The organism is Lentzea nigeriaca, from assembly GCF_016907955.1.
Classification (GTDB): Bacteria; Actinomycetota; Actinomycetes; order Mycobacteriales; family Pseudonocardiaceae; genus Lentzea; species Lentzea nigeriaca.
Map to the genome: position 1 here is coordinate 608,746 of NZ_JAFBCX010000002.1, position 18,936 is coordinate 627,681.

The following is an 18,936-nucleotide window of genomic DNA, read 5'->3' on the forward strand; positions in this document are numbered from 1 at the left end:
CTCACCCTTGGAGTTGTGTCATGCCCACAGCCCTGCCTAGACGTGGCCTGGCCGTCGCACTGGCTGCGTCGTTGGTGACCACCGTCCTCACCGCGACACCCCCACCGGTGGTCGCAGCGCCCTACAAACCGCCTGTACCGGCGAAAGAGCGCGTGATCGCGGGCAAGATGGCGGACGCTTCGAAGAACGACGACGTGCGCACCGGCAAGGCGTTCACCGGTGGCACGCCGGTGTGGCCCAAGGCCGGGGTTGCCGAGGTCGATCTCGGAGCCTCTGCGGCGAAGGTCTCCGACACCCCGTTGACGGTGGCGGCGGCCGAGACCGCTGTCACGGCACGTGGCGCCAGACCTAGGATCAAGATCGAGACGTTCGATCAGGAGAAGGCCCGCAAGGCGGGTGTGGAAGGCCTGCTGTTCAAGATCTCCGGCGGCTCGGCGAAGATCGAGGTCGACTACTCGTCGTTCCGCTGGGCCTACGGTGCCGACTGGGCTTCTCGCCTTCGGCTCGTCGAGTTGCCCGAGTGTGCGCTGAGCACGCCCGACAAACCGGAGTGCGCGGCCAAGCCGGTCGCGTCGCGCAATGACGCGGCCAAGAACAAGGTGACAGCAACGCAGGCGAGTCCTGCGGCGGTGACCTTCATGGCGCTGACCGCAGGTACGTCCAGCGGTTCGGGCAGCTACAAGGCCACGAGCCTGTCGCCGTCGGCGACCTGGTCGGCCGGATCCAACACCGGTGGCTTCAGCTGGAACTACCCGTTGCGGATGCCGCCGTCGCTGGGTGGTCCGACACCGTCGCTGGCATTGGCGTACTCGTCGGCGAGCGTGGACGGCCGGATGGCGGCGTCGAACAACCAGCCGTCGTGGATCGGCGAGGGTTTCGACCTCGGCGTGAACTTCATTGAGCGCAAGTACGTCGGCTGCTCCGGTGACATGGCCGATGGCGCGCGCAACACCGTCGAGACCGGTGATCTGTGTTGGCGCAGCGAGAACGCGACGCTGTCGATGACGGGGCACGGTGGTGAGCTGATCAAAGAGGCAGCACCGTCGAACCGGTGGCGGCTGCGCAATGACGACGGCACGCGTGTGGAGCTCCGCCCTGGTGCGGACAACGGCGCACGCAACGGTGAGCACTGGGTCGTCACGACTCCGGACGGTACGCAGCACTGGTTCGGTCGTGGCGCGCAGTCGGTGCTGAACGTACCGGTCGCGGGCAACCACGCGGGTGAGCCGTGTGCGGCGCCGCTGTTCAAGGACTCGTTCTGTTCGCAGCCGTACCGGTGGAACCTCGATTACGTCGTAGACACCCACGGAAACACCATGACGTACAGCTACGACAAGGAAACCAACAAATACGGGCGCAACAACTCCAGGACCGATCTGGCGGAGTACGACCGGGCGTCGGTGCTCAAGCAGATCGACTACGGCACTCGCAACGATCGCACCGAGAGCGCGCCGATGCAGGTCGTCCTCGAGCCGGCGGACCGCTGCCTCGCCGACTGCGGCACGAAGGACGCCCAGCACTGGCCGGATGTGCCGTGGGACCAGGAGTGCGCGGGAAGCACGTGCCTCTACAGCTCTCCGACGTTCTGGGGGACCAAGCGCCTGGCTTCGGTGACGACCAAGGTCGGCGGGAACGCGGTCGAGAAGTGGACACTGACCCACTCGTTCCCGGATCCCGGGGACGGCACCCGCGCAGGTCTGTGGCTGGACAAGATCTCGCGTGTCGGCCTCGTGGGCCAGCAGACCACCGTGCCGGACGTACGTTTCCGCGGCATTCAGCTCAGCAACCGAGTCGACACGCACTCAGACCAGCTGGCGGCGATGAAGTGGTGGCGTCTCAAGACGATCTTCACCGAGAGCGGTGGCCAGATCGACGTCACCTACTCCGAACCGGACTGCGTCGTTGGTTCACGGATGCCGAACAGAGACGCGTTGCAGGACAACAACCTGCGCTGCTACCCGGTGCGCTGGACCCCGCCGGGCGACACCACGCCGATCTGGGACTTCTTCCACAAGTACGTCGTGACGAGCATGACCGAGTCGGACCTGACCGGTGGCTCGACGCGTGTGCTCACCCAGTACGACTACGTCGGCGATCCCGCGTGGCACTACTCCGATGACGACGGCTTCGTCAAAGCCGAGGACAAGACGTGGTCGGTGTGGCGCGGCTACGGCGCGGTCAAGACGCGGCTGGGTGATCCCGGCGAGCAGACGCTGACCGAGCGACGCTACTTCCGCGGCATGCACGGCGACAAACTGCCCTCCGGCACGCGGACCGTGTCGATGCCGGCGATCGCCGTGGGCAACGTAGCGGCGGTGAACGACGAGGACGCCTTCGCGAGCATGATGCGCGAGGAGATCATCTACAACGGACCCGATGGCGCCGAGGTGTCCGCGACCGTCAACGGGCTCTGGCAGTCGGAGCCGACAGCCAGCCGCATGATCAATGGCGTCACCGTTCACGCCAGGCACGTCCAGTCCTCGAGCAAGCATTCGCGCACCGCGCTGGACAGTGGCCGGGGCTTCCGCACGACCAGCCAGGTGACGGGGTTCGACCAGGCCTACGGTTTGGCGACACAGACCGAGGACCGTGGCGACGACGCGGTCACCGGTGACGAGAAGTGCATCCTGATCGACTACGTGCACAACACCTCGGACTGGGTGATCGGCAAGGTGTCGCGCAAGCGAGATTTCCTCGTCGACTGCGGGAAGGCCAACGCGGGCACGGGCCTGCAGGACGCCGACATCGCCGGAGACCTCAAGACCTACTACGACGGTCAGGACCACGGTGCCCCGCCGACCAGGGGCGAGCCGACCAAGTCCGAGACCCTCAAGTCCTACGTCAACGCCACCGCGGCCTACCTGACAGAGTCGTCGACCGAGCGTGACGTCTACGGCAGGGTCACGAAGCTGACCGATCCCAAGGGCACCACGTCCACGGCGTACACGCCCTCCGCTGGTGGACCGGTCACCCAGATCACCACGACCAACACGCTCGGCTGGGCCACCACGACCACCGTTGAACCCGCGTGGGGCTCGCCGGTGTCCACCACGGATCCCAACCTGCAGAAGGCGTTCATCGAGTACGACGGACTCGGCCGTACGACAGCAGTTTGGAAGCCTGGTCAGGAAAAGACAAACCGGCCCGCCTACAAGAAGTTCTCCTACTTGGAGCGAACCGACAGGCCCTCGGTCGTCGCAACGAGCGTGATGGCCAACGGCCAATACGTCACCTCGCGGCAGCTGTTCGACGGATTGCTGCGACCGCGTCAGACGCAGCAGCCAGACGCGACAGGTAGCACGTCGAGCACGGTCATCACGGACACCTTCTACGACTCGGCAGGGCGAGCCAAGCGGACGAACAACCCCTACAGCGCGAACGTCGCTTCCGGCAACGACCTGTTCGTGCCGACTGAGGTGATCCCGACGGCGACGGTGACGACGTACGACGGTGCTGGTCGCGCGATCGCCCAGGCACTTAAGAAGAAGGTGCCCGTCGCCAGCCCTGGCGGTGACGAGTTGTTCCGTACGACCACCTACTACGCGGGTGACCGTACGGACGTGACGCCGCCTGCCGGTGGCGTCGTGCAGTCGACCCTGATCGACGTCCTGGGTCGCAAGTCCGAGCTCCGGCATTACCACTCGGGTGTGGTGGCAGGTGCCGCGACGGGTTTCGACGCAACCACGTACACCTACGACCTGCAGGGTCGGCTGACCGAGGTCGCACACCCGTCGGGCAAGACGTGGCAGTACACCTACGACGTGCGCGGCCGGCAGATTCGCGTGGTCGACCCGGACAAGGGCACGACCGAGTCGACCTACGACGACGCGGATCAGCTGACGTCCACAAAGGATGGCCGAGGCAAAGCCATCGCGCACACCTACGACGCGCTGGGCCGCAAGACAAGCACGCGCGACGACTCACCGACCGGCCCATTGCGCACTGAGACGTTCTACGACGTACTTGCCAGCGGCATCTCGGTCAAGGGCGCACAGGTGAAGTCAGTGCGCCACGGCGAGCTGGGCGACTATGTCACCGAACACAAGAACATCCGACCGGACACGCTGCTGCCGACCTCCACCGACATCACGATCCCCGCAGGGGAAACAGGTCTCGGCGGCACCTACAACTACGTGTACAGCTATAACGACGACGATCAGCTCCTCAGCACGCGCATCCCGGCGGTGGGCGATCTCAAACGCGAAACGCTGCAGTACGAGTACGACGCGCTGGGCCAGCCGAAGGTCCAGTTGTCTGGCTACGGCACCTCGCCGCTGACCGGTCTGGTCACCTCGACCACCTACACGCCGTTCGGTGAGCTGTCCACGTATGAGCTGCGTAACGGCATCAGCGCCAATCCGGTCAACATCCTGCGCGACTACGACGACTACACCCGGCGCCTTGTCCAGATCTGGACGACGAAGCTCACCGGGCCGACCGATGTCGCGAACGTGTCGTACAGCCACGACTGGGCGGGCAACGTCACCCGTGTCTCGGACTCGGTCAGTTCGGACACGCAGTGCTTCCGCACCGACTACCTGCGCCGCCTGACCGAGGCGTGGACCCCGGAATCCGGCAACTGCGACACCGACCCGACCGTCGCAGGACTGGGCGGACCGTCGAAGTACTGGCAGTCCTACAGCTACGACCTCGCTGGCGACCGCACGAAGCTGGTGGAACACGGCACCAGCGCGGGCGATCGCACAACGGAGTACTTCCCGACGCCGGGCAAGCACTCCGTCGCCGAGGCGGTGACGACGGACAACGGAGGCAGCCGCAAGGCGTCCTACACCTACGACGACACCGGCAATACACTCACCCGCCCCTCACCGGGCGGTGGCACGCAGACGATGACGTGGGACCAGGAAGGACGCGTCGCCACCACGGTCGACGAGTCGGGTCAGTCGTCGTACGTCTACGACGCGGACGGCAACCGGTTGGTCCGGCGCGACCCCGAGGGCCGGACGCTGTACCTGCCGGGTCAGGAGCTGCGCTACACGACTTCGTCCGGGGCGAAGGTCTGCACCCGGTATTACACGCACGCGGGTCAGACCGTCGCGATGCGGACGTCGACAGGTCTGATGTGGGTGTCGGCCGATCAGCACGGCACTGCCCAGAGCACCATCACCGCCCTGAGCCAGGCCGTGAGCACTCGGCGCACCCTTCCGTTCGGTGAGGTCCGCGGCGACACCGGAACGTGGCCGGCCCGGCTGGACAAGGGGTTTGTCGGCGGCACGCTGGACAACACCGGGCTGACGCACATCGGTGCCCGTGAGTACGACCCGAAGCTGGGCCGGTTCATCTCGGTGGACCCGGTGATGGACCTGGCGGATCCGCGGCAATGGAACGCCTACGTCTACTCCAACAACAGCCCGGTCACCTTCAGCGACCCGACCGGCTTGTACTGCGACTCCTGCAACTTCTACGAGGGCGAGAAGTCAGATGCCGGTAACAACGTCGGGTGCGGGTATTCGCCCAACGGTCTGTGTGGCCCTGAGGGAAGCGGTGTCTCCCAGCAGGAGATGAATCAGCTGTGGCAGTGGGAGTCCGGCACAGGTGACGGCTCCAACCAGCCGATCATCTACGGCCATCGACTACCCACCGCGGAGGAGATGAAGAGAGGGCCGATCTTCGGGGCGCCGGTCATGATGGCGCAAGACGAGACATACGCCGAGGCGGTCAAGCACTGGGCGACCTATCTGTGCCGCAGCAGCAACCCCGGCGCCGGTTTCTGCGAGTGGTCCTACACGGTGGGCAACAGGCCGGCGAACGGCTGGGACGCCGTGTTCACGGTCGTCGGCGCAGTCGGGCTTGCTGCCGGTGCCGTGGGCGGGTCGGCTCTGCGGGGCGCGGCCGCGGCGTCCAAGGAGGCGGGCTGGCTGGGCAAAGCCGCCAAGGCTGTCGGCCGCGGCTGTGAAGGCAACAGCTTCACCGGTGACACACAGGTGTTGATGGCGGACGGCTCGACCAAGCGCATCGACGAGATCGAGCTCGGCGATCAGGTCCTCGCCACAGATCCGGAGACGGGCGAGTCGGGCGCGCGAGAGGTGACCGCGACGATCATCGGCGAGGGCGCCAAGTTCCTCGTCGAGATTGAGACCGGTGCAAGCAAGATCGTCGCGACTGGCGGACACCCGTTCTGGCTGCCCGACCAAAAGCGCTGGGTTGAAGCCAAGGATCTGCGTGCGGGTTACGCGCTACAAACCTTGGCAGGTGCGCAGGTGCGTGTGACGGCGATCAAGAATCGGGTGGCGATCACACGGGTGCACAACTTGACGGTCGATGACATCCACGCGTACTACGCCCTCGTTGGTAATTATCCTGTTCTTGTTCACAATACCTGCATCGAGGAAGATGCTTTTCGAATCGGGGAGCATGTCCTACCTCGCCACACGCCCGCAGGGGCGCTAAACAGGGGAAAGTCTGTTTTTAACGAGGGTGAAGATCTGGTGGAGCTGGCTCAGAAGAGTACCACTCAGATTGGTAAGCGGCAGGCTGGAACCGGGCGAATTGAATACGTTATCGATGCGGGCAGGGTCATCGGGAAGGATGTCCATGGCGTGGACACGAACACCTACACGGTAATTCGTACAAGTCGGCGCGAGTTCTATGAAAACGAGTTCCTTGAGTTTGGAGACTTGGTGACAATGCACCCAGGAACTCCGTAGTTCGACTAAATCTATGGGATACTCGGGACGTCTGACAGGAAGGAGTAGTGGTGGGGTTTTTGCTCAGAGTCTTGGAAGGGGACGGGGCTGTGGTAGAGGAAGTTGTCGCTGACCTCAACTTCAACCCTGTGCGAGCGGGATTTGACTCGGCAGACTTTCCGATGATGGGGATGCTGGATCCGTATAGGGACACCTCGTTCGACTACCTTCAATGCGAGTTGCTGGAACGGGAGGTGCGAAGAGCAGCAACGCGTTTGGGGGAGAATGGTGTTTCGGGTGACTTTATTGCAGAGCTCATCCGGCTGTGCAAGATTGGTCGCGCCAAACCCCAACGACGGTTTGTTTTCATTGGTGACTGACGTTTGCTTCCTATCTGTTTCGATGCAAGTTGCGCAAACAATGCGCAACTTCGTGCGGGTATGCAGGCGGGGGGCTTTCGTCAAAAGATTGACCAGTCGTGCGGGATGGTGCCTTATTCCGTGAGCTGGAGATTGTCGGCCGTTTAGTGTGGAGACATCGGAGGCTGCTATGGCCGCTATAGTTCATTTTCCTGAATGAGTTGACTTGTTCGAAGGAACTGAAGGCAAATGAAGATCACCTTCGCGGGCACCTCTGTAATGCTTGTGCTGATGACTGTGGGGGCGTGCGGAGTCGATGTGCCCGCAGGACTGGTGGGCAAGGTCAACGCGGGCTGTCCCAATCTTGTCAAGCCTGAGCCGGTGGCGGTCATCACTCGGGGGTTCGAGGTCTCTCAGGTTGCCTCTGAGGTGGCCGACAGCTGCAAGGTCTCCATACGGGACGGCCGTGATGTGCTTCTTGTCTCCCTCATCGCCCACCCGAGCCAGGAAGTGGCGGAGCGGCAGGCAGCCATGCTCTGCCCCAGTGGCAGTTTGGACGAGCCGGACAAGTCGTGCATGGCCAGCACTGCTGACAGCGGGCGATTTGCGGTGCATGGCGCCGCTGGGCGGTGGGAGGTACGGATCGCGGTCTCCGAGATTCCGGTGAACGACGAGGTGCAAGCCGCGGTGCACCAGATTTTCAAGGATCTGCGAAGCTCAAGTAAGACCAGGGGATAGGCGGCGCTATGAACGCGACGCAGACCGGCCGGTTGGCGACGCACTGACTACTATCAGGAGATCTTCCGGGTTGTGCCTCGCGTGCAGGCGTCTATCGCGACGATTTCGGTGTGACCTGCGGGCTCGTGGAGACCGGGCTTGATGTGGTGTGGTTCCGTCGACGGCTCGGCGTCATAGTGGGGCGTTGTGGGCGTTGAAGCAGCGCGTGTTCCACACCGTGGCTGCCGTTCCGAGGCATAAAGCGACAGGGCAGCCAGCCGTTCGGGTGGTCTTGGAGTATCTTCGGCAGATCTTGGCGCGGTGAGAATCTCAGATTCCAGATCACGCCGATAACGTCTCATTCGTGTCCGAACCCACGTTCCGGCAGAGGCGGCTCGGCAGAGTGTTGCAGGAGCTGCGGGAGAGGGCTGGCCTCAGTCAGCGGGAGATCGCCGAGCGACTGCATTACAACATCGCCAAGGTCAGCCGCATCGAGAACGGCCAGGTGCCGGACTACTCCGCATTCGAGACGATGCTGGACGTGTACGGCGTGATCGCTGACTACGTCGAGCCGTACATCGAGATGTGGAACCTCGCGGCTGAAAAGGCTTGGTGGCACCAGTACCGACTGGACGACACCGGGTACATCAGCCTTGAGCACGACGCCACCGTGATCAGGACGTTCCAGGCGACCTACATCCCTGGGACGCTCCAGTCCAAGCAGTACATGCAAGCGGTGTTCGCCAGCGTGCGGGCGCCGCGGTCGAAGAGATGGGTCGACGAGCAGATCGCGATTCGGGTTCGCAGGCAGCAACGTCTCCACGGTGACGAGCCGGTCCAGTACCACGCGATCATCACCGAGTTCGCGCTTTGTCATGCGGACCGTCAGCAACTGTTGTACATCAACAAGATCGGTGGGCTGCCCAACGTCACCGTCCAGGTCATCCTCGACTCGGTCGGCCTGCACGAGGGGCACAACGGCTCGTTCACCTTGCTGGACTTCCCCTACCCGAGCGACCCCAGGGTGCTGTACGTCGAGCACACCGAGGGGGCGATCCACATCGAGGACTTGGCTCGGGTGAAGTCGGCTACCCTCACCTTCAAGCATCTCTCGAAGCTGGCGTTGACTCACGAGCAGTCCGCCGCGTGGATCGAGAGGTTGGCTGCCGAGAGGTAGGGGTCGAAGTGTCCGTTGTGTGGCGCAAGAGTAGCCGCAGTGGCAGCGGGGGCAACGCCGACTGCGTCGAGGTCGCCCTGGGCAGCACCACTGCGCTCGTGCGTGACTCCAAGAACCGGACGTCGATGATCGCGGCGCCTGGCTGGGCCGCGTTCGTGGACGCGGTCAAGCGCGGAGACCTAAGCCAGGTCTGAAAGCCACTGTTCGACGCCGGCCACGTGCACTGTCGACCAGCTCCGCGCCAGCTCCGGCTGATGCGCAGCCAGCGCGTCCACGATCGCCCGGTGCTCAGCCACCGTCCGGTCCACCGCGTTGGACTGCGTGATGCCACGCCAGATCCGCACCCGCACGGTGGGCCCGGCGAGCGTGTCGAGGAGCTGGGCCAGGTAGGCGTTGCCGGAGCACGTGGCGATGGCGCGGTGAAACTCCAGGTCGTGTTCGACCAGTTCCTCGACGGACTTCGCGGACTCGGCGGCGTCGCAGAGAGCGCGAAGCTTCACGACCTCGTCGGGGTCGATGCGCTGGGCGGCCATCGCGGCGGCGGCCGGTTCGAGGATGCGGCGGACCTGGAGGACTTCGAGCACCGAGTCTTCGCCTCGGTGCAGGTCGAGGACGAACGAGAGGGCGCCGAGCAGGTCGTCGGCGCGCAGGGACGAGACGTAGGTGCCGTCGCCCTGGCGGACGTCGAGGACGCGGACGAGTGACAGGGCCTTGACGGCCTCGCGCAGGGAGTTGCGCGACAGGCCGAGGCGTTCGGCCAGGTCAGCCTCACGCGGGAGGCGGTCGCCGGGCTTCAGCTCGCCCGAAACGATCATCTCCTTGACGCGCAGGATCGCATCGTCAGTGACTGCCACGGCACCCTCAACTCGTCGTAGACCTCGGATGTCTGGGCACAGTATGCGCCACCGGTGGTCATCGTTCGTGCATCCCGGTGCCGATGGCTGTGATTCACGGAATGAGATGTGAGATGGTTATCTACTAACGATACGTGACGGGAAGACGTGCAGTAGCCATAATGGTCTGGACCATTCAAGGAGGGATCTTGGACGCCGTTGTCGCAGCACCGCGCGCTTTGCTCGGTCGCACGATCGTCGGTCCTGCCTCGGTGCGGATCAGGGACGGCCGCATCGTCGAGGTGACCACCGGTGAAGCACCACCCGGCGCGGAGGTCCTGTCCGGCGGACTGCTCACACCCGGTCTCGTCGACGTCCAGGTGAACGGCGCCGTCGGCGTCGACTTCGCCGAGGTGGACGCGGCCGGCATGCGTTCCGTGGCAGAGGCTTTGCCGTCAACCGGGGTGACCCGGTTCCTGCCCACGCTGATCACCGCACCGGTTGACGTGGTGATTCGCCAGGCCCGTGCCGTGCTGGCCGCTTCGGCCGCGCTGCCGGACGGAGTGGGAGCGCGCCCCCTCGGCGTGCACCTCGAGGGCCCCTTTCTGTCGCCGAAACGGGCCGGTGTGCACGATCCGTCGTTCATGGTCGAACCGGGGCCGGACGAGATTTCGGCTCTGCTCGACGACGACACGCTCCGCCGCGCCCTGCGGATGGTGACGCTGGCGCCGGAGCAACCCGGTGGTCTGGAGGCCGTGCGAAGGCTCGTCGAGGCCGGGGTTCTCGTTGCAGTCGGGCATTCCGACGCCACAGGTGAGCAGACGCGTGCCGCAGCCGACGCCGGCGCGCGCATGGTGACGCACCTGTTCAACGCGCAGCGTCCGCTCGGCCACCGGGAACCCGGTGTGCCCGGCGTCGCGTTGGTGGACGACCGCTTCACGTTGGGGCTCATCGCCGATCTCGCGCACGTCGGACCCGATGTGTGCCGGTTGGTGTTCAACGCGGCCGGTGCGCGCGTCGCTCTCGTCACGGATGCCGTTGCGGCGGCTGGGATGCCGCCCGGCCGCTACCAGCTCGGTGGTGCCGACGTGCTGCTGACCGAGGACGGTGTGCCGCGCTCGCCGGAGGGCACGATCGCCGGTTCCGCGCTCACGCTCGACCGCGCGGTGCGGAACATCGTGTCCGTGGGTGTGCCGATGGCGGATGCGCTGGCTTCAGCCACGATCGTGCCCGCCGAGGCCATCGGGGAGCCCGGTCTCGGCCGCCTCGCGCCTGGCGCGGTCGCGGACCTCGTGTGGTGGGACGACGACCTGCGCCCGAAGAAGGTGTGGGTCGACGGTCAGGTCGTGTTCGACGCCGAGGTGCCCGCCCAGCCCGTCTCTGCGGGGTACGCGACTGCGGGCCAGTAGCGTTCACGCAACCCTATTGCAACGATCGTTGCATTGAAAACCGAGTCGTTGCAACGATCTTGCACACGTTGAACTGCATAAACTGCGACAGAGAGCCCCGTGCTCGTTGTCTCCATGCGTGAACGCAACGTAGCGTTTTCGACATCGGAAACAACGAGCACTGGGGCTGATCGCAATGCAGAAGACCATCGACGAGATCGTCGCCACCGGCTTCACCGGCCTGCAGCTGAGGGTGAACGGGTGGGTCGGCTCGGCCGGGCTGAGCGAGATCGGGAAGACCGCGCCGCCGCCGCTCGACGGGCGGGTCCGGATCGGCAGCAACACCAAGACGTTCGTCGCGACCGTGGCGCTGCAGCTGGTGGCCGAGGGCAAGATCGAGCTGGATCGCCCGGTCGACGAGTACCTGCCCGAGTTCGGGATCGACCGGCGGATCACGCTGCGCATGCTGCTGCAGCACACCAGCGGGATCTTCAACTTCACCGGTGAGGTCTTCGAGGACGGCGCCGTCGTGCCCGGAATTCCCTGGCAGGGCGAGGAATGGGTGAACAACCGCTTCAGGACCTACCTGCCGGAGGAGCTGGTGCGGCTGGCGCTCGCCAAGCCCGCGCGGTTCGAGCCGGGCGCGGATTGGAGCTACTCCAACACCAACTACGTGATCGTCCGGCTGCTGATCGAGAAGGTCACCGGCCGTTCGCTCGCCGAGGAGATGCGGCGCGGAGTCTTCGAGCCGCTGGGGCTGACGGACACGGTCGTGCCGACCATCGAGACCGAGGTCGGTGAACCGCACGCCCACGCCTACTACCGGTACGAGACCGGCGGTGAGGAGAAGACGATCGACGTCACCGAGCACAACCCGTCGTGGATCTCCAGCGGTGGAGACATGATCTCGACGACCGCCGATCTCCAGACCTTCATCACCGCGCTCGTGGGCGGCAAGCTGCTGCCGGCCCCGCTGCTGGCCGAGATGTTCGAGCCGCACAGCAAGGTGCCTTACGGCCTCGGCGTGTTCGTGCAGGAAACGGGCAGCGGCAAGGTGATCACCCACAACGGCGGCATCATGGGCCATGCGGCGTTGATGTACTGCACGGTCGACGGCGACAAGACCCTGACCGCCGCGCTGAACTACGTGGACGACGCCGACCTGTCGCTGGCCGTGCCGTTCCAGCGGGCGACGGCAAGGCTCCTCGAGGAGATCTTCGGCTGAGCAAAGCGAAAGGGCCGCTCGGGAGCGGCCCTTTCGGCGTTCACAGTGTCCTGGTGACCTTGTTCAGGCCGCGCGGGCTGTCCGGGTCTCCGCCGCGCGCCAGGGCCAGGCCGTGCGCGAGGCGTTGCACCGGAAGGATTTCCAGCACCGGCGCCACTTCCTCCGCGGTCTCCGGGATCGCGATCGACAACGCCGACGGCACCTTCTCGGAGGCGGAACCGACCGCCACGACGTCGGCGCCGCGCTGGTTCACCACCTCCAGGGCGTCCAGCAGCGAGTCACCGCCCTTGCCGAGCGACGTGATCGCCAGAACGGCGGTCTCGCCGTCCACGGCGGCCACCGGGCCGTGCAGCAGGTCCGCTCCGCTGTACGCCCGCGCCGCGAGGTACGACGTCTCGGCGAGCTTCAGCGACGCTTCCAGTGCGGTCGCGTAGGAGTAGCCACGTCCGGTCGTCAGCACGCGGTCCACGAACCGGTAGCGGCGCACGGCCTCCTCGACGGTCGGGGCCGACTGGTCGAGCGTCACCTGGGCCAGGTCGCCCAGTGAGGCCGCCGCCTCGCCGTTGCCGCCGCGCACGGCGTCGATCAGCAGATACAACGCGAGCAGCGTCGCCGAGTAGGTCTTGGTGGCGGCGACCGCGTGTTCGACGCCGGCGGCGACGTTCACGGAGAGCTCGGCCGCCGCGTTGAGCGGGGAATCCGGGGTGTTCGTCACGGCCACGGTCAGTGCGCCCCGGCGGCGGTAGGAGGCGGTGACCTCCAGCAGGTCGGGGGAGCCGCCGGACTGCGAGACGGTGATCAGCAGGACGTCGCGCAGGTCGGGTTCCGCACCGTAGAGGGTGGTCGTCGACGCGGAGACCAGGCCGGCCGGGAGCTGCAGGAGGATCTCGGTGAGGTACTTGGCGTAGATCGCGGCGTGGTCGCTCGAGCCGCGGGCGGCGAACAGCACGAAGCGCGGCTTGCGCTCGCGGATCACGGCGGCGACCTCGGCGATCGACGATCGTGACGCGTAGAGCGACGAGAAGATCGACGGCTGTGCGGCGATCTCCGCTGCCATGTGCTGGCCAGGCTGGGGCGTGGTCATCTGGTGCCTTTCAGGATCAGCTCGGCCGCGGCTCGGAGGCTCACCCGAGAACCGCCGTGGGTGTCGATGCGGGCGACGCTGCCCAGGTCAGGACCCGGCACGCCGGTTTCGACGTGTACCACGTCCAGGCCCAGATTAGTTAAGTTTGTTACCAGTTGTCGAGCGCCGGCGTGGCGGTGGGCGTCTCTCGTCACCACCACAATCGTGCGGCCGCCGGCGGCCTTCGCAACTTCTTCCGCGGAGACGTCACGGGACGCGATCACCTCGGTTGCGGGAAGAACCTCGCGGAGGTAGGGACCGAGGCCCCAGGGCACGTCGCCGACCGCGATGGACGGGTCCACCACCAGGTCGACGACCACCGGAGACGTACCGACGCCAACCCGGCCGCGCACTTCAACCGCACGTCGAGCGGCCGTGAGACCTATCTCGGCGTCGTGGGCGTCGACCGTCGACGGCGGCAGGCCGAGGGCCAGCGACCGGGCCGCGGCCTGGGCCAGACGCTCTTCGGGCAGCTCGCCGGACTTCACGGCGGCGACGATCGAGTCGATCAGCCACTGGAGGTCGTCGTCGCCCAGCGCGATACCGCCCAGGCACAGGGCGTCGACGCCGGCCGCCAGGGAACGGACGGCGCCCACGGCCAGGTCACCGCCGACCGCCTTCATGTCCAGGCCGTCGGTGATCACCGCACCGGTGAAGCCGAGCTCGGAGCGCAGCAGGTCGATGGCGTGCTTGTTCAACGTCACCGGCGCGCTGCCCCACTCCGGGACGACGAGGTGGCCGGTCATGATCGAGCGGACGCCCGCGTTGACGGCGGCCTGGAACGGCACCAGTTCCACCGCGCGCAGCTGTTCCTCGGTGCGCGGCAGCACGGGCAGCTGCTCGTGGGAGTCCTCAGTGGACGCTCCGTGACCGGGGAAGTGCTTGGCGCACGCGGCAACGCCGACCGCCTGCAGTCCCTCGACCCACGCGGCGACGTGCCGCGCGGCGAGCACCGGGTCCGAGCCGAACGAGCGGACGCCGATGATCGGGTCGTCCAGCGTCAGCACGAGGTCCGCGGAGGGCGCGAGGTTCAGCGAGATTCCGCACTTCGCCAGCCGCGCGCCGATCGACGCGGCGACCGAGCGGGTGAGGTCGAGGTCGTTCGCCGCGCCCAGGGCGTGGTTTCCCGGCACCTCGGAGCCGCGGCCCGCGTCGAGCCGTGTGACGTCGCCGCCCTCCTCGTCGATGCCGATCACCACGTCCGGGCGCACCGAGCGGAGTTCACCGCACAGCGCGGCCACCTGGGCGTCGTCCACGACGTTGCGCCCGAAGAGCACGACGCCGCCGAGGCCGTCAGCGACCCGCCGCACCAACCAGCCGGGAGCGGTCGTTCCGTGAAATCCGGGCAGCAGAACGGCAGCGGCCAACTGATCCACGTGTCATCCCTTCACCGCACCGGCGGTGACGCCGGCGACCATCTTGCGCTGCACGATCAGGAAGAAGACGAGGGCGGGCACCGTGAAGAGCACCGAGGCGGCCATCGCGCCACCCCAGTCGGTGCCGAACGCCGTCTGGAAGCCGGACAGCCACACCGGCAGGGTTTCCCTGTCCTGGCTGCGGATCAGCACCTTGGCGAACAGGAACTCGTTCCAGGCGGTGATGAACGCGAACACCGACGTCGCGACGAGACCCGGTCCGAGCAGGGGCAGCGTCACCTTCTGGAACGCGCCCCACCGGCCGCAGCCGTCGACCATCGCGGCCTCTTCGAGCTCCACCGGGATGCCGTTGACGAAGCCGCGCAGCGTCCACGCGCAGAACGGCAGCGTCACCGCGAAGTACACGAGCACCAGGGAAGAAAGGTGTTCGTAGAGCTGGAGATCGCGCATCATCAGGAACATCGGGATCAGCAACGCCTCGAACGGTGCCATCTGCGCCACCAGCATCAGCAGTACGAAGCTCTTGCGGCCGCGGAAGGAGAAGCGCGACATGGCGACCGCCGCGGTGATGCCGACGATGATCGCGGCGAGCACGGCGGTGAGCGTCACCATCAGACTGTTGCCCAGCGCGGACATGAAGCCCGGCTTCGTCCACGCCGTCACGAAGTTGGTGAACGTCACCGACAACGGCACGAGGTCGTAGTCCGACGTGATCGTCGAGCCCTTGGGCTTCAACGCGGACGTGATCATCCAGTACGTCGGGAACAGGAAGAACAAAGCGAGCAGGACACCCGCGACGTTCGCGGCGGACTTCTTGAGCATCAGATCTTGCCCTCCTCGGTCTGCAGCAGCCTGCGCAGGTACTGGAAGGTGATCAGGCCCAGGATGAGCATCATCAGGACGCTGATCGCGGCGGCCACACCGAAGTGGCTCTTCGCGATGCCCTCCAGGTACTGCAGCACGGCGAGCGTCGTGCTCTCGCCGCTCGGCCCGCCCTCCTTGAACACCCAGATCTGGGCGAAGACCTTGAAGTCCCACAACGTCGACAGGAACGTCACCATCATCAGCAGCGACTTGATCTCCGGCCACGTGACCGCGCGGAACGTCTGCCAGCCGGACGCGCCGTCGATACCCGCCGCCTCGTAGAGGTCGCGCGGAACGCCCACGAGCCCGGCGTAGAGCGAGAAGGCGAGGAACGGGATCGCCTGCCAGACGATGAGCAGACCGACGACCGTCAGCGTCGACGTGCCGGAACCGAACCAGGAGTGGCCGGCGAACTGGTCGAAACCGAGCCGCACCAGCGTCTTGTTCAGGATTCCGTAGTTCTGGTCGAACATCCAGATGTAGACCGTGGCGGACGCGAGGATCGGCATCGCCCACGCGCACAGCATCGTGATCTGCAGCAGGATCCGCACCCACGGCGTGAGCACGCGCATCAGCAGCGCGATCAGCAGGCCCGCGCCCACCGACACACCCACGACGGAGACGGTGAACACGACGGTCCGCAGCGTGACGGTCCAGAAGCGCTCGTCCTGCAGCACCGTCACGTAGTTGTCGATGCCGGTCCACACGATCTCGCCGCGGACCAGCTCGCCGAGGTTGAGCCGGCGGAAGCTCGTCACGAAGACCGAGACGACCGGGAACCCGATCAGCCAGAGGATCGCGATGAGCGCCGGAGCCAGCAGCAGGTAGGGCAGCGCCCGGTCGAAGGCGCCGCCCCGGCGGCGGCGCTTGCGCGCCCCACCCGTCAGGGCAGGCGGCAGCGCCGGCGGGGTGGTTCCCCCTGCCGGCGCTGCCGTTTCGGTCGTCTTGACGGCCGTCATCTCAGCTGGGCTAGCCCATCGCCTTGGTGACGGCTTCGCTCGCGTCCTTCGTGGCCTGGTCCAGGGACTTGGCACCGGACAGGTACGCGGTGAGCGCGTCCTTCAGCGGGTTCTGCCCCGCCTCGACGGCCGCCCACTTCGGCGTGGTCGGAGTGACCTTGCCGCCGGGGGAGGAGTCCGCCATGGCCTTGCCGATCGCGTTGGTGGCGAGCTTCGAGGTGTCCTTCGAGGTGCCCGGAACAGCGCCGCCCTCGGCGAGCATGTCCTGGTACTTCTTGGACGACAGCAGCGCCAGGTACTTCTTGGCCGCGTCGGCGTTCTTGCTGGCGGCCGGGATCGCGAGGTTCGAGCCACCGAGGAACACCGGCGCGAACGAGCCGGCCTTCTTCGACGGGATCGGGAACGCCGCGGTCTTGTCCTTCAGCTCCGGCTTGGCCTTGACGGCACCGGCGAGCTCCCACGGCAGACCGACCATCATGCCGACGTTGCCCGTGCCGAAGACCTCCATCTGCTGGGGCTTCGCCTCGTCGATGTCAGCGGGCGCCTTCTTGGTGGCCGACGCGTCGTAGAGCGCCTTGTAGGCCTCGAAGCCGGCCTTGGACTGCGGCGTGTCGAGCGTGCCGGTCCACTTGCCGCCGTCCTGCTTGGCGACGTCGCCGCCCTCGTCCCACAGCAGCGAGAGCAGGAAGTACCAGGACTGACCGGGCAGGTACAGGGCCTGGAAGTCCGGGTTGGACGCGTTCGCGGCCTTGAGCTTGTTGATCGCGTCGATCCACTCGGCACGCGACGTCGGCGGCTTCGCGATGCCGGCCGCCTGGAACAGGTCGGTGCGGTAGATGACGGTGCGGTTCGCGGCGTAGAACGGCATGCCGTACTGCTTGCCGTTCAGCGTCAGCGAGTCCTTCAGACCGCCGAGCCACTCGCCGCCGTTCAACTTGCTCGCGTCAGCCGTGAGGTCCATCAGCGTGCCCTGGTCGGCGAAGCTCGCCGTCTGGGTGTTGCCGAGCTCGATGACGTCGGGCGGGGTGCTGCTGGCCAGCGCGGTGGTCAGCTTCTCCTGGATGCCGGTCCACTTCTGGACCTCGTACTTGACCTTGATGCCGTTCGCGCTCTCGAACTCCTTGTTCAGAGCGTCGGTCAGGGTCGGCGCCGCGGAACCGTCCATGAGCCACACGGTGATCTCTTTGGTCTCCGTGCCGCTACTGCTGTTCGTGCTCGTGCCACATCCCGACACGGCCACTGCCAGTGCGGCGGCACCAGCAGCGAGTCCTCTCCAGCCCTTCACAGTCGCGCCCTTTCAGCAAGCCCGGCTCCACGGCCGGAACGCCCAAGTGGTGTAGACCAATGTGGAACAGCGTGTGCCGCGTCACCCCTCCTGTCAAGCTCGTTGCCAAAGCGTTGCGGAGTCGTCCGACCAATTTCGTGTCGATTGGCGGGGGTTCGAACGCACGAAACGACGCGGACAAGGCATCCTTGTGGGGCATGACGTGAGTGCGAGGAGGAGGCCATGCTGGAGACGACGCCTGCATCAGGCGTGGACGCCAGGACGCGGGCGCAGCGCGAGCCGAAGTACTGGGGTCTCAAGCGGCACCTGCTCGACCTGTTGAGGGCGCTGCCGCCAGGATCGCCGATCCCCACGGAACGGTCGCTGGCGGCGGAGTTCGACGTCTCCAGGACGACCGTGCGGCAAGCGCTTGCCGAGCTCACGGTGGAGGGCCGGCTGCTCCGGGTGCAGGGCAAGGGCACCTTCGCGGCCGAACCCAAGGTCGCCCAGAGGTTGCAGCTGTCTTCGTACACAGAGGACATGCGCGCCCAGGGTCGCGTGCCGTCGTCCAAGCTGATCGAGGCCTCCGAGATGCCGGCGGAAGCAGAGCTCGCCCGGCTGCTCGGCGTGCGGCCGGGCGCCAAGGTGCTGCGCCTGCACCGCCTGCGCCTCGCCGACAACGAGCCGATGGCGATCGAGACCACACACCTGGCGCTGGGCCGGTTCCGCGGGCTCAGGCGCTATCTGGCTCCGGGTGCCTCGCTCTACCAGGTGCTGTCCGAGCGCTTCGGCGTCGAGATGGGACACGCCGAGGAGACGATCGAGACCGCGCTCGCGTCGCCTGAAGAGGCGGAGCTGCTCGGCGCCGACATCGGCCTGCCGATGCTGCTGCTGTCCCGGCACTCGTTCGACACCGAGGGAAACCCGATCGAATGGGTGCGCTCGGTGTACCGCGGCGACCGGTACAAGTTCGTCGCCACGCTGAACCGACCGTCTTGATCGCC

14 protein-coding genes are annotated in these 18,936 nt (G+C 66.2%); 8 read left to right on the top strand and 6 right to left on the bottom strand.

Features of this window, described 5'->3' with window-relative positions; translation table 11 throughout:
• The first annotated feature begins 20 nt into the window (after positions 1-20).
• The 5 genes from JOD27_RS09255 (at position 21) to JOD27_RS44665 (ending at position 9,094) form a co-directional block, all read left to right on the top strand.
• Complete coding sequence (locus JOD27_RS09255; protein ID WP_204761699.1) at positions 21-6,668, top strand: polymorphic toxin-type HINT domain-containing protein; 6,648 nt, start codon at positions 21-23, stop codon at positions 6,666-6,668.
• Positions 6,669-6,718: 50 nt separating this feature from the next.
• Positions 6,719-7,027, top strand: a complete 309-nt coding sequence (locus JOD27_RS09260; RefSeq protein WP_204761700.1) for a hypothetical protein — start codon at positions 6,719-6,721, stop codon at positions 7,025-7,027.
• A gap of 228 nt (positions 7,028-7,255) precedes the next feature.
• Positions 7,256-7,744 (top strand): hypothetical protein, encoded by a 489-nt coding sequence (locus JOD27_RS09265; RefSeq protein ID WP_204761701.1) that lies wholly within the window; start codon positions 7,256-7,258, stop codon positions 7,742-7,744.
• A 343-nt stretch (positions 7,745-8,087) separates the two neighbouring features.
• Entirely contained in the window at positions 8,088-8,900 is an 813-nt protein-coding gene (locus JOD27_RS09270) for a helix-turn-helix domain-containing protein (RefSeq protein WP_204761702.1), read from the top strand.
• A 17-nt stretch (positions 8,901-8,917) separates the two neighbouring features.
• Positions 8,918-9,094 carry a DUF397 domain-containing protein gene (locus JOD27_RS44665; protein WP_307830025.1) on the top strand — a complete coding sequence of 59 codons (177 nt, stop codon included), beginning with the start codon at positions 8,918-8,920 and terminating at the stop codon, positions 9,092-9,094.
• On the opposite strand, the gene JOD27_RS09280 is transcribed toward JOD27_RS44665, so the two are convergent.
• Positions 9,080-9,754 (bottom strand): FadR/GntR family transcriptional regulator, encoded by a 675-nt coding sequence (locus JOD27_RS09280; protein WP_204761704.1) that lies wholly within the window; start codon positions 9,752-9,754, stop codon positions 9,080-9,082. The genes JOD27_RS44665 and JOD27_RS09280 overlap by 15 nt on opposite strands.
• 188 nt (positions 9,755-9,942) lie before the next feature.
• Between JOD27_RS09280 and nagA the strand changes: the two genes are divergently transcribed.
• Positions 9,943-11,142, top strand: coding sequence for an N-acetylglucosamine-6-phosphate deacetylase (nagA, locus tag JOD27_RS09285; protein ID WP_204761705.1), 1,200 nt, complete (start codon positions 9,943-9,945; stop codon positions 11,140-11,142).
• 175 nt (positions 11,143-11,317) lie between these two features.
• Positions 11,318-12,346: a serine hydrolase domain-containing protein gene (locus JOD27_RS09290; protein ID WP_204761706.1), complete on the top strand. Its 1,029-nt coding sequence runs from the start codon at positions 11,318-11,320 to the stop codon at positions 12,344-12,346.
• A 40-nt stretch (positions 12,347-12,386) separates the two neighbouring features.
• Here JOD27_RS09290 and JOD27_RS09295 read toward each other — a convergent pair whose 3' ends face one another.
• Genes JOD27_RS09295 through JOD27_RS09315 form a run of 5 tightly spaced genes read right to left on the bottom strand, consistent with a single transcriptional unit; the run spans position 12,387 to position 17,953 of the window.
• Entirely contained in the window at positions 12,387-13,430 is a 1,044-nt protein-coding gene (locus tag JOD27_RS09295) for an SIS domain-containing protein (protein WP_204761707.1), read from the bottom strand.
• A complete protein-coding gene (locus JOD27_RS09300) occupies positions 13,427-14,845 on the bottom strand; it encodes a glycoside hydrolase family 3 protein (RefSeq protein WP_204761708.1) in 1,419 nt (472 codons plus the stop codon). Before JOD27_RS09300 ends, JOD27_RS09295 begins: the two co-directional genes overlap by 4 nt.
• 3 nt (positions 14,846-14,848) lie before the next feature.
• On the bottom strand, positions 14,849-15,667 hold the full coding sequence (locus tag JOD27_RS09305) for a carbohydrate ABC transporter permease (RefSeq protein ID WP_204761709.1): 819 nt from the start codon (positions 15,665-15,667) through the stop codon (positions 14,849-14,851).
• The gene (locus tag JOD27_RS09310; protein WP_204761710.1) at positions 15,667-16,668 is read right to left on the bottom strand and encodes a carbohydrate ABC transporter permease; all 1,002 of its coding nucleotides are present in this window, start codon (positions 16,666-16,668) and stop codon (positions 15,667-15,669) included. The genes JOD27_RS09305 and JOD27_RS09310 overlap by 1 nt, the downstream gene beginning before the upstream one ends.
• Before the next feature lie 10 nt (positions 16,669-16,678).
• Positions 16,679-17,953, bottom strand: a complete 1,275-nt coding sequence (locus JOD27_RS09315; RefSeq protein ID WP_204761711.1) for a sugar ABC transporter substrate-binding protein — start codon at positions 17,951-17,953, stop codon at positions 16,679-16,681.
• A gap of 222 nt (positions 17,954-18,175) precedes the next feature.
• Between JOD27_RS09315 and JOD27_RS09320 the strand changes: the two genes are divergently transcribed.
• Positions 18,176-18,931, top strand: a complete 756-nt coding sequence (locus JOD27_RS09320) for a GntR family transcriptional regulator (protein ID WP_030470948.1) — start codon at positions 18,176-18,178, stop codon at positions 18,929-18,931.
• The last annotated feature ends 5 nt before the right edge of the window (positions 18,932-18,936 follow it).

Coding starts and splice junctions, on each gene's coding strand:
- JOD27_RS09255 (WP_204761699.1), top strand. CDS start 21: ATGCCCACAGCCCTGCCTAGACGTGGCCTGGCCGTCGCACTGGCTGCG.
- JOD27_RS09310 (WP_204761710.1), bottom strand. CDS start 16,668: ATGACGGCCGTCAAGACGACCGAAACGGCAGCGCCGGCAGGGGGAACC.
- JOD27_RS09295 (WP_204761707.1), bottom strand. CDS start 13,430: ATGACCACGCCCCAGCCTGGCCAGCACATGGCAGCGGAGATCGCCGCA.
- JOD27_RS09290 (WP_204761706.1), top strand. CDS start 11,318: ATGCAGAAGACCATCGACGAGATCGTCGCCACCGGCTTCACCGGCCTG.
- JOD27_RS09305 (WP_204761709.1), bottom strand. CDS start 15,667: ATGCTCAAGAAGTCCGCCGCGAACGTCGCGGGTGTCCTGCTCGCTTTG.
- JOD27_RS09320 (WP_030470948.1), top strand. CDS start 18,176: ATGCTGGAGACGACGCCTGCATCAGGCGTGGACGCCAGGACGCGGGCG.
- JOD27_RS09265 (WP_204761701.1), top strand. CDS start 7,256: ATGAAGATCACCTTCGCGGGCACCTCTGTAATGCTTGTGCTGATGACT.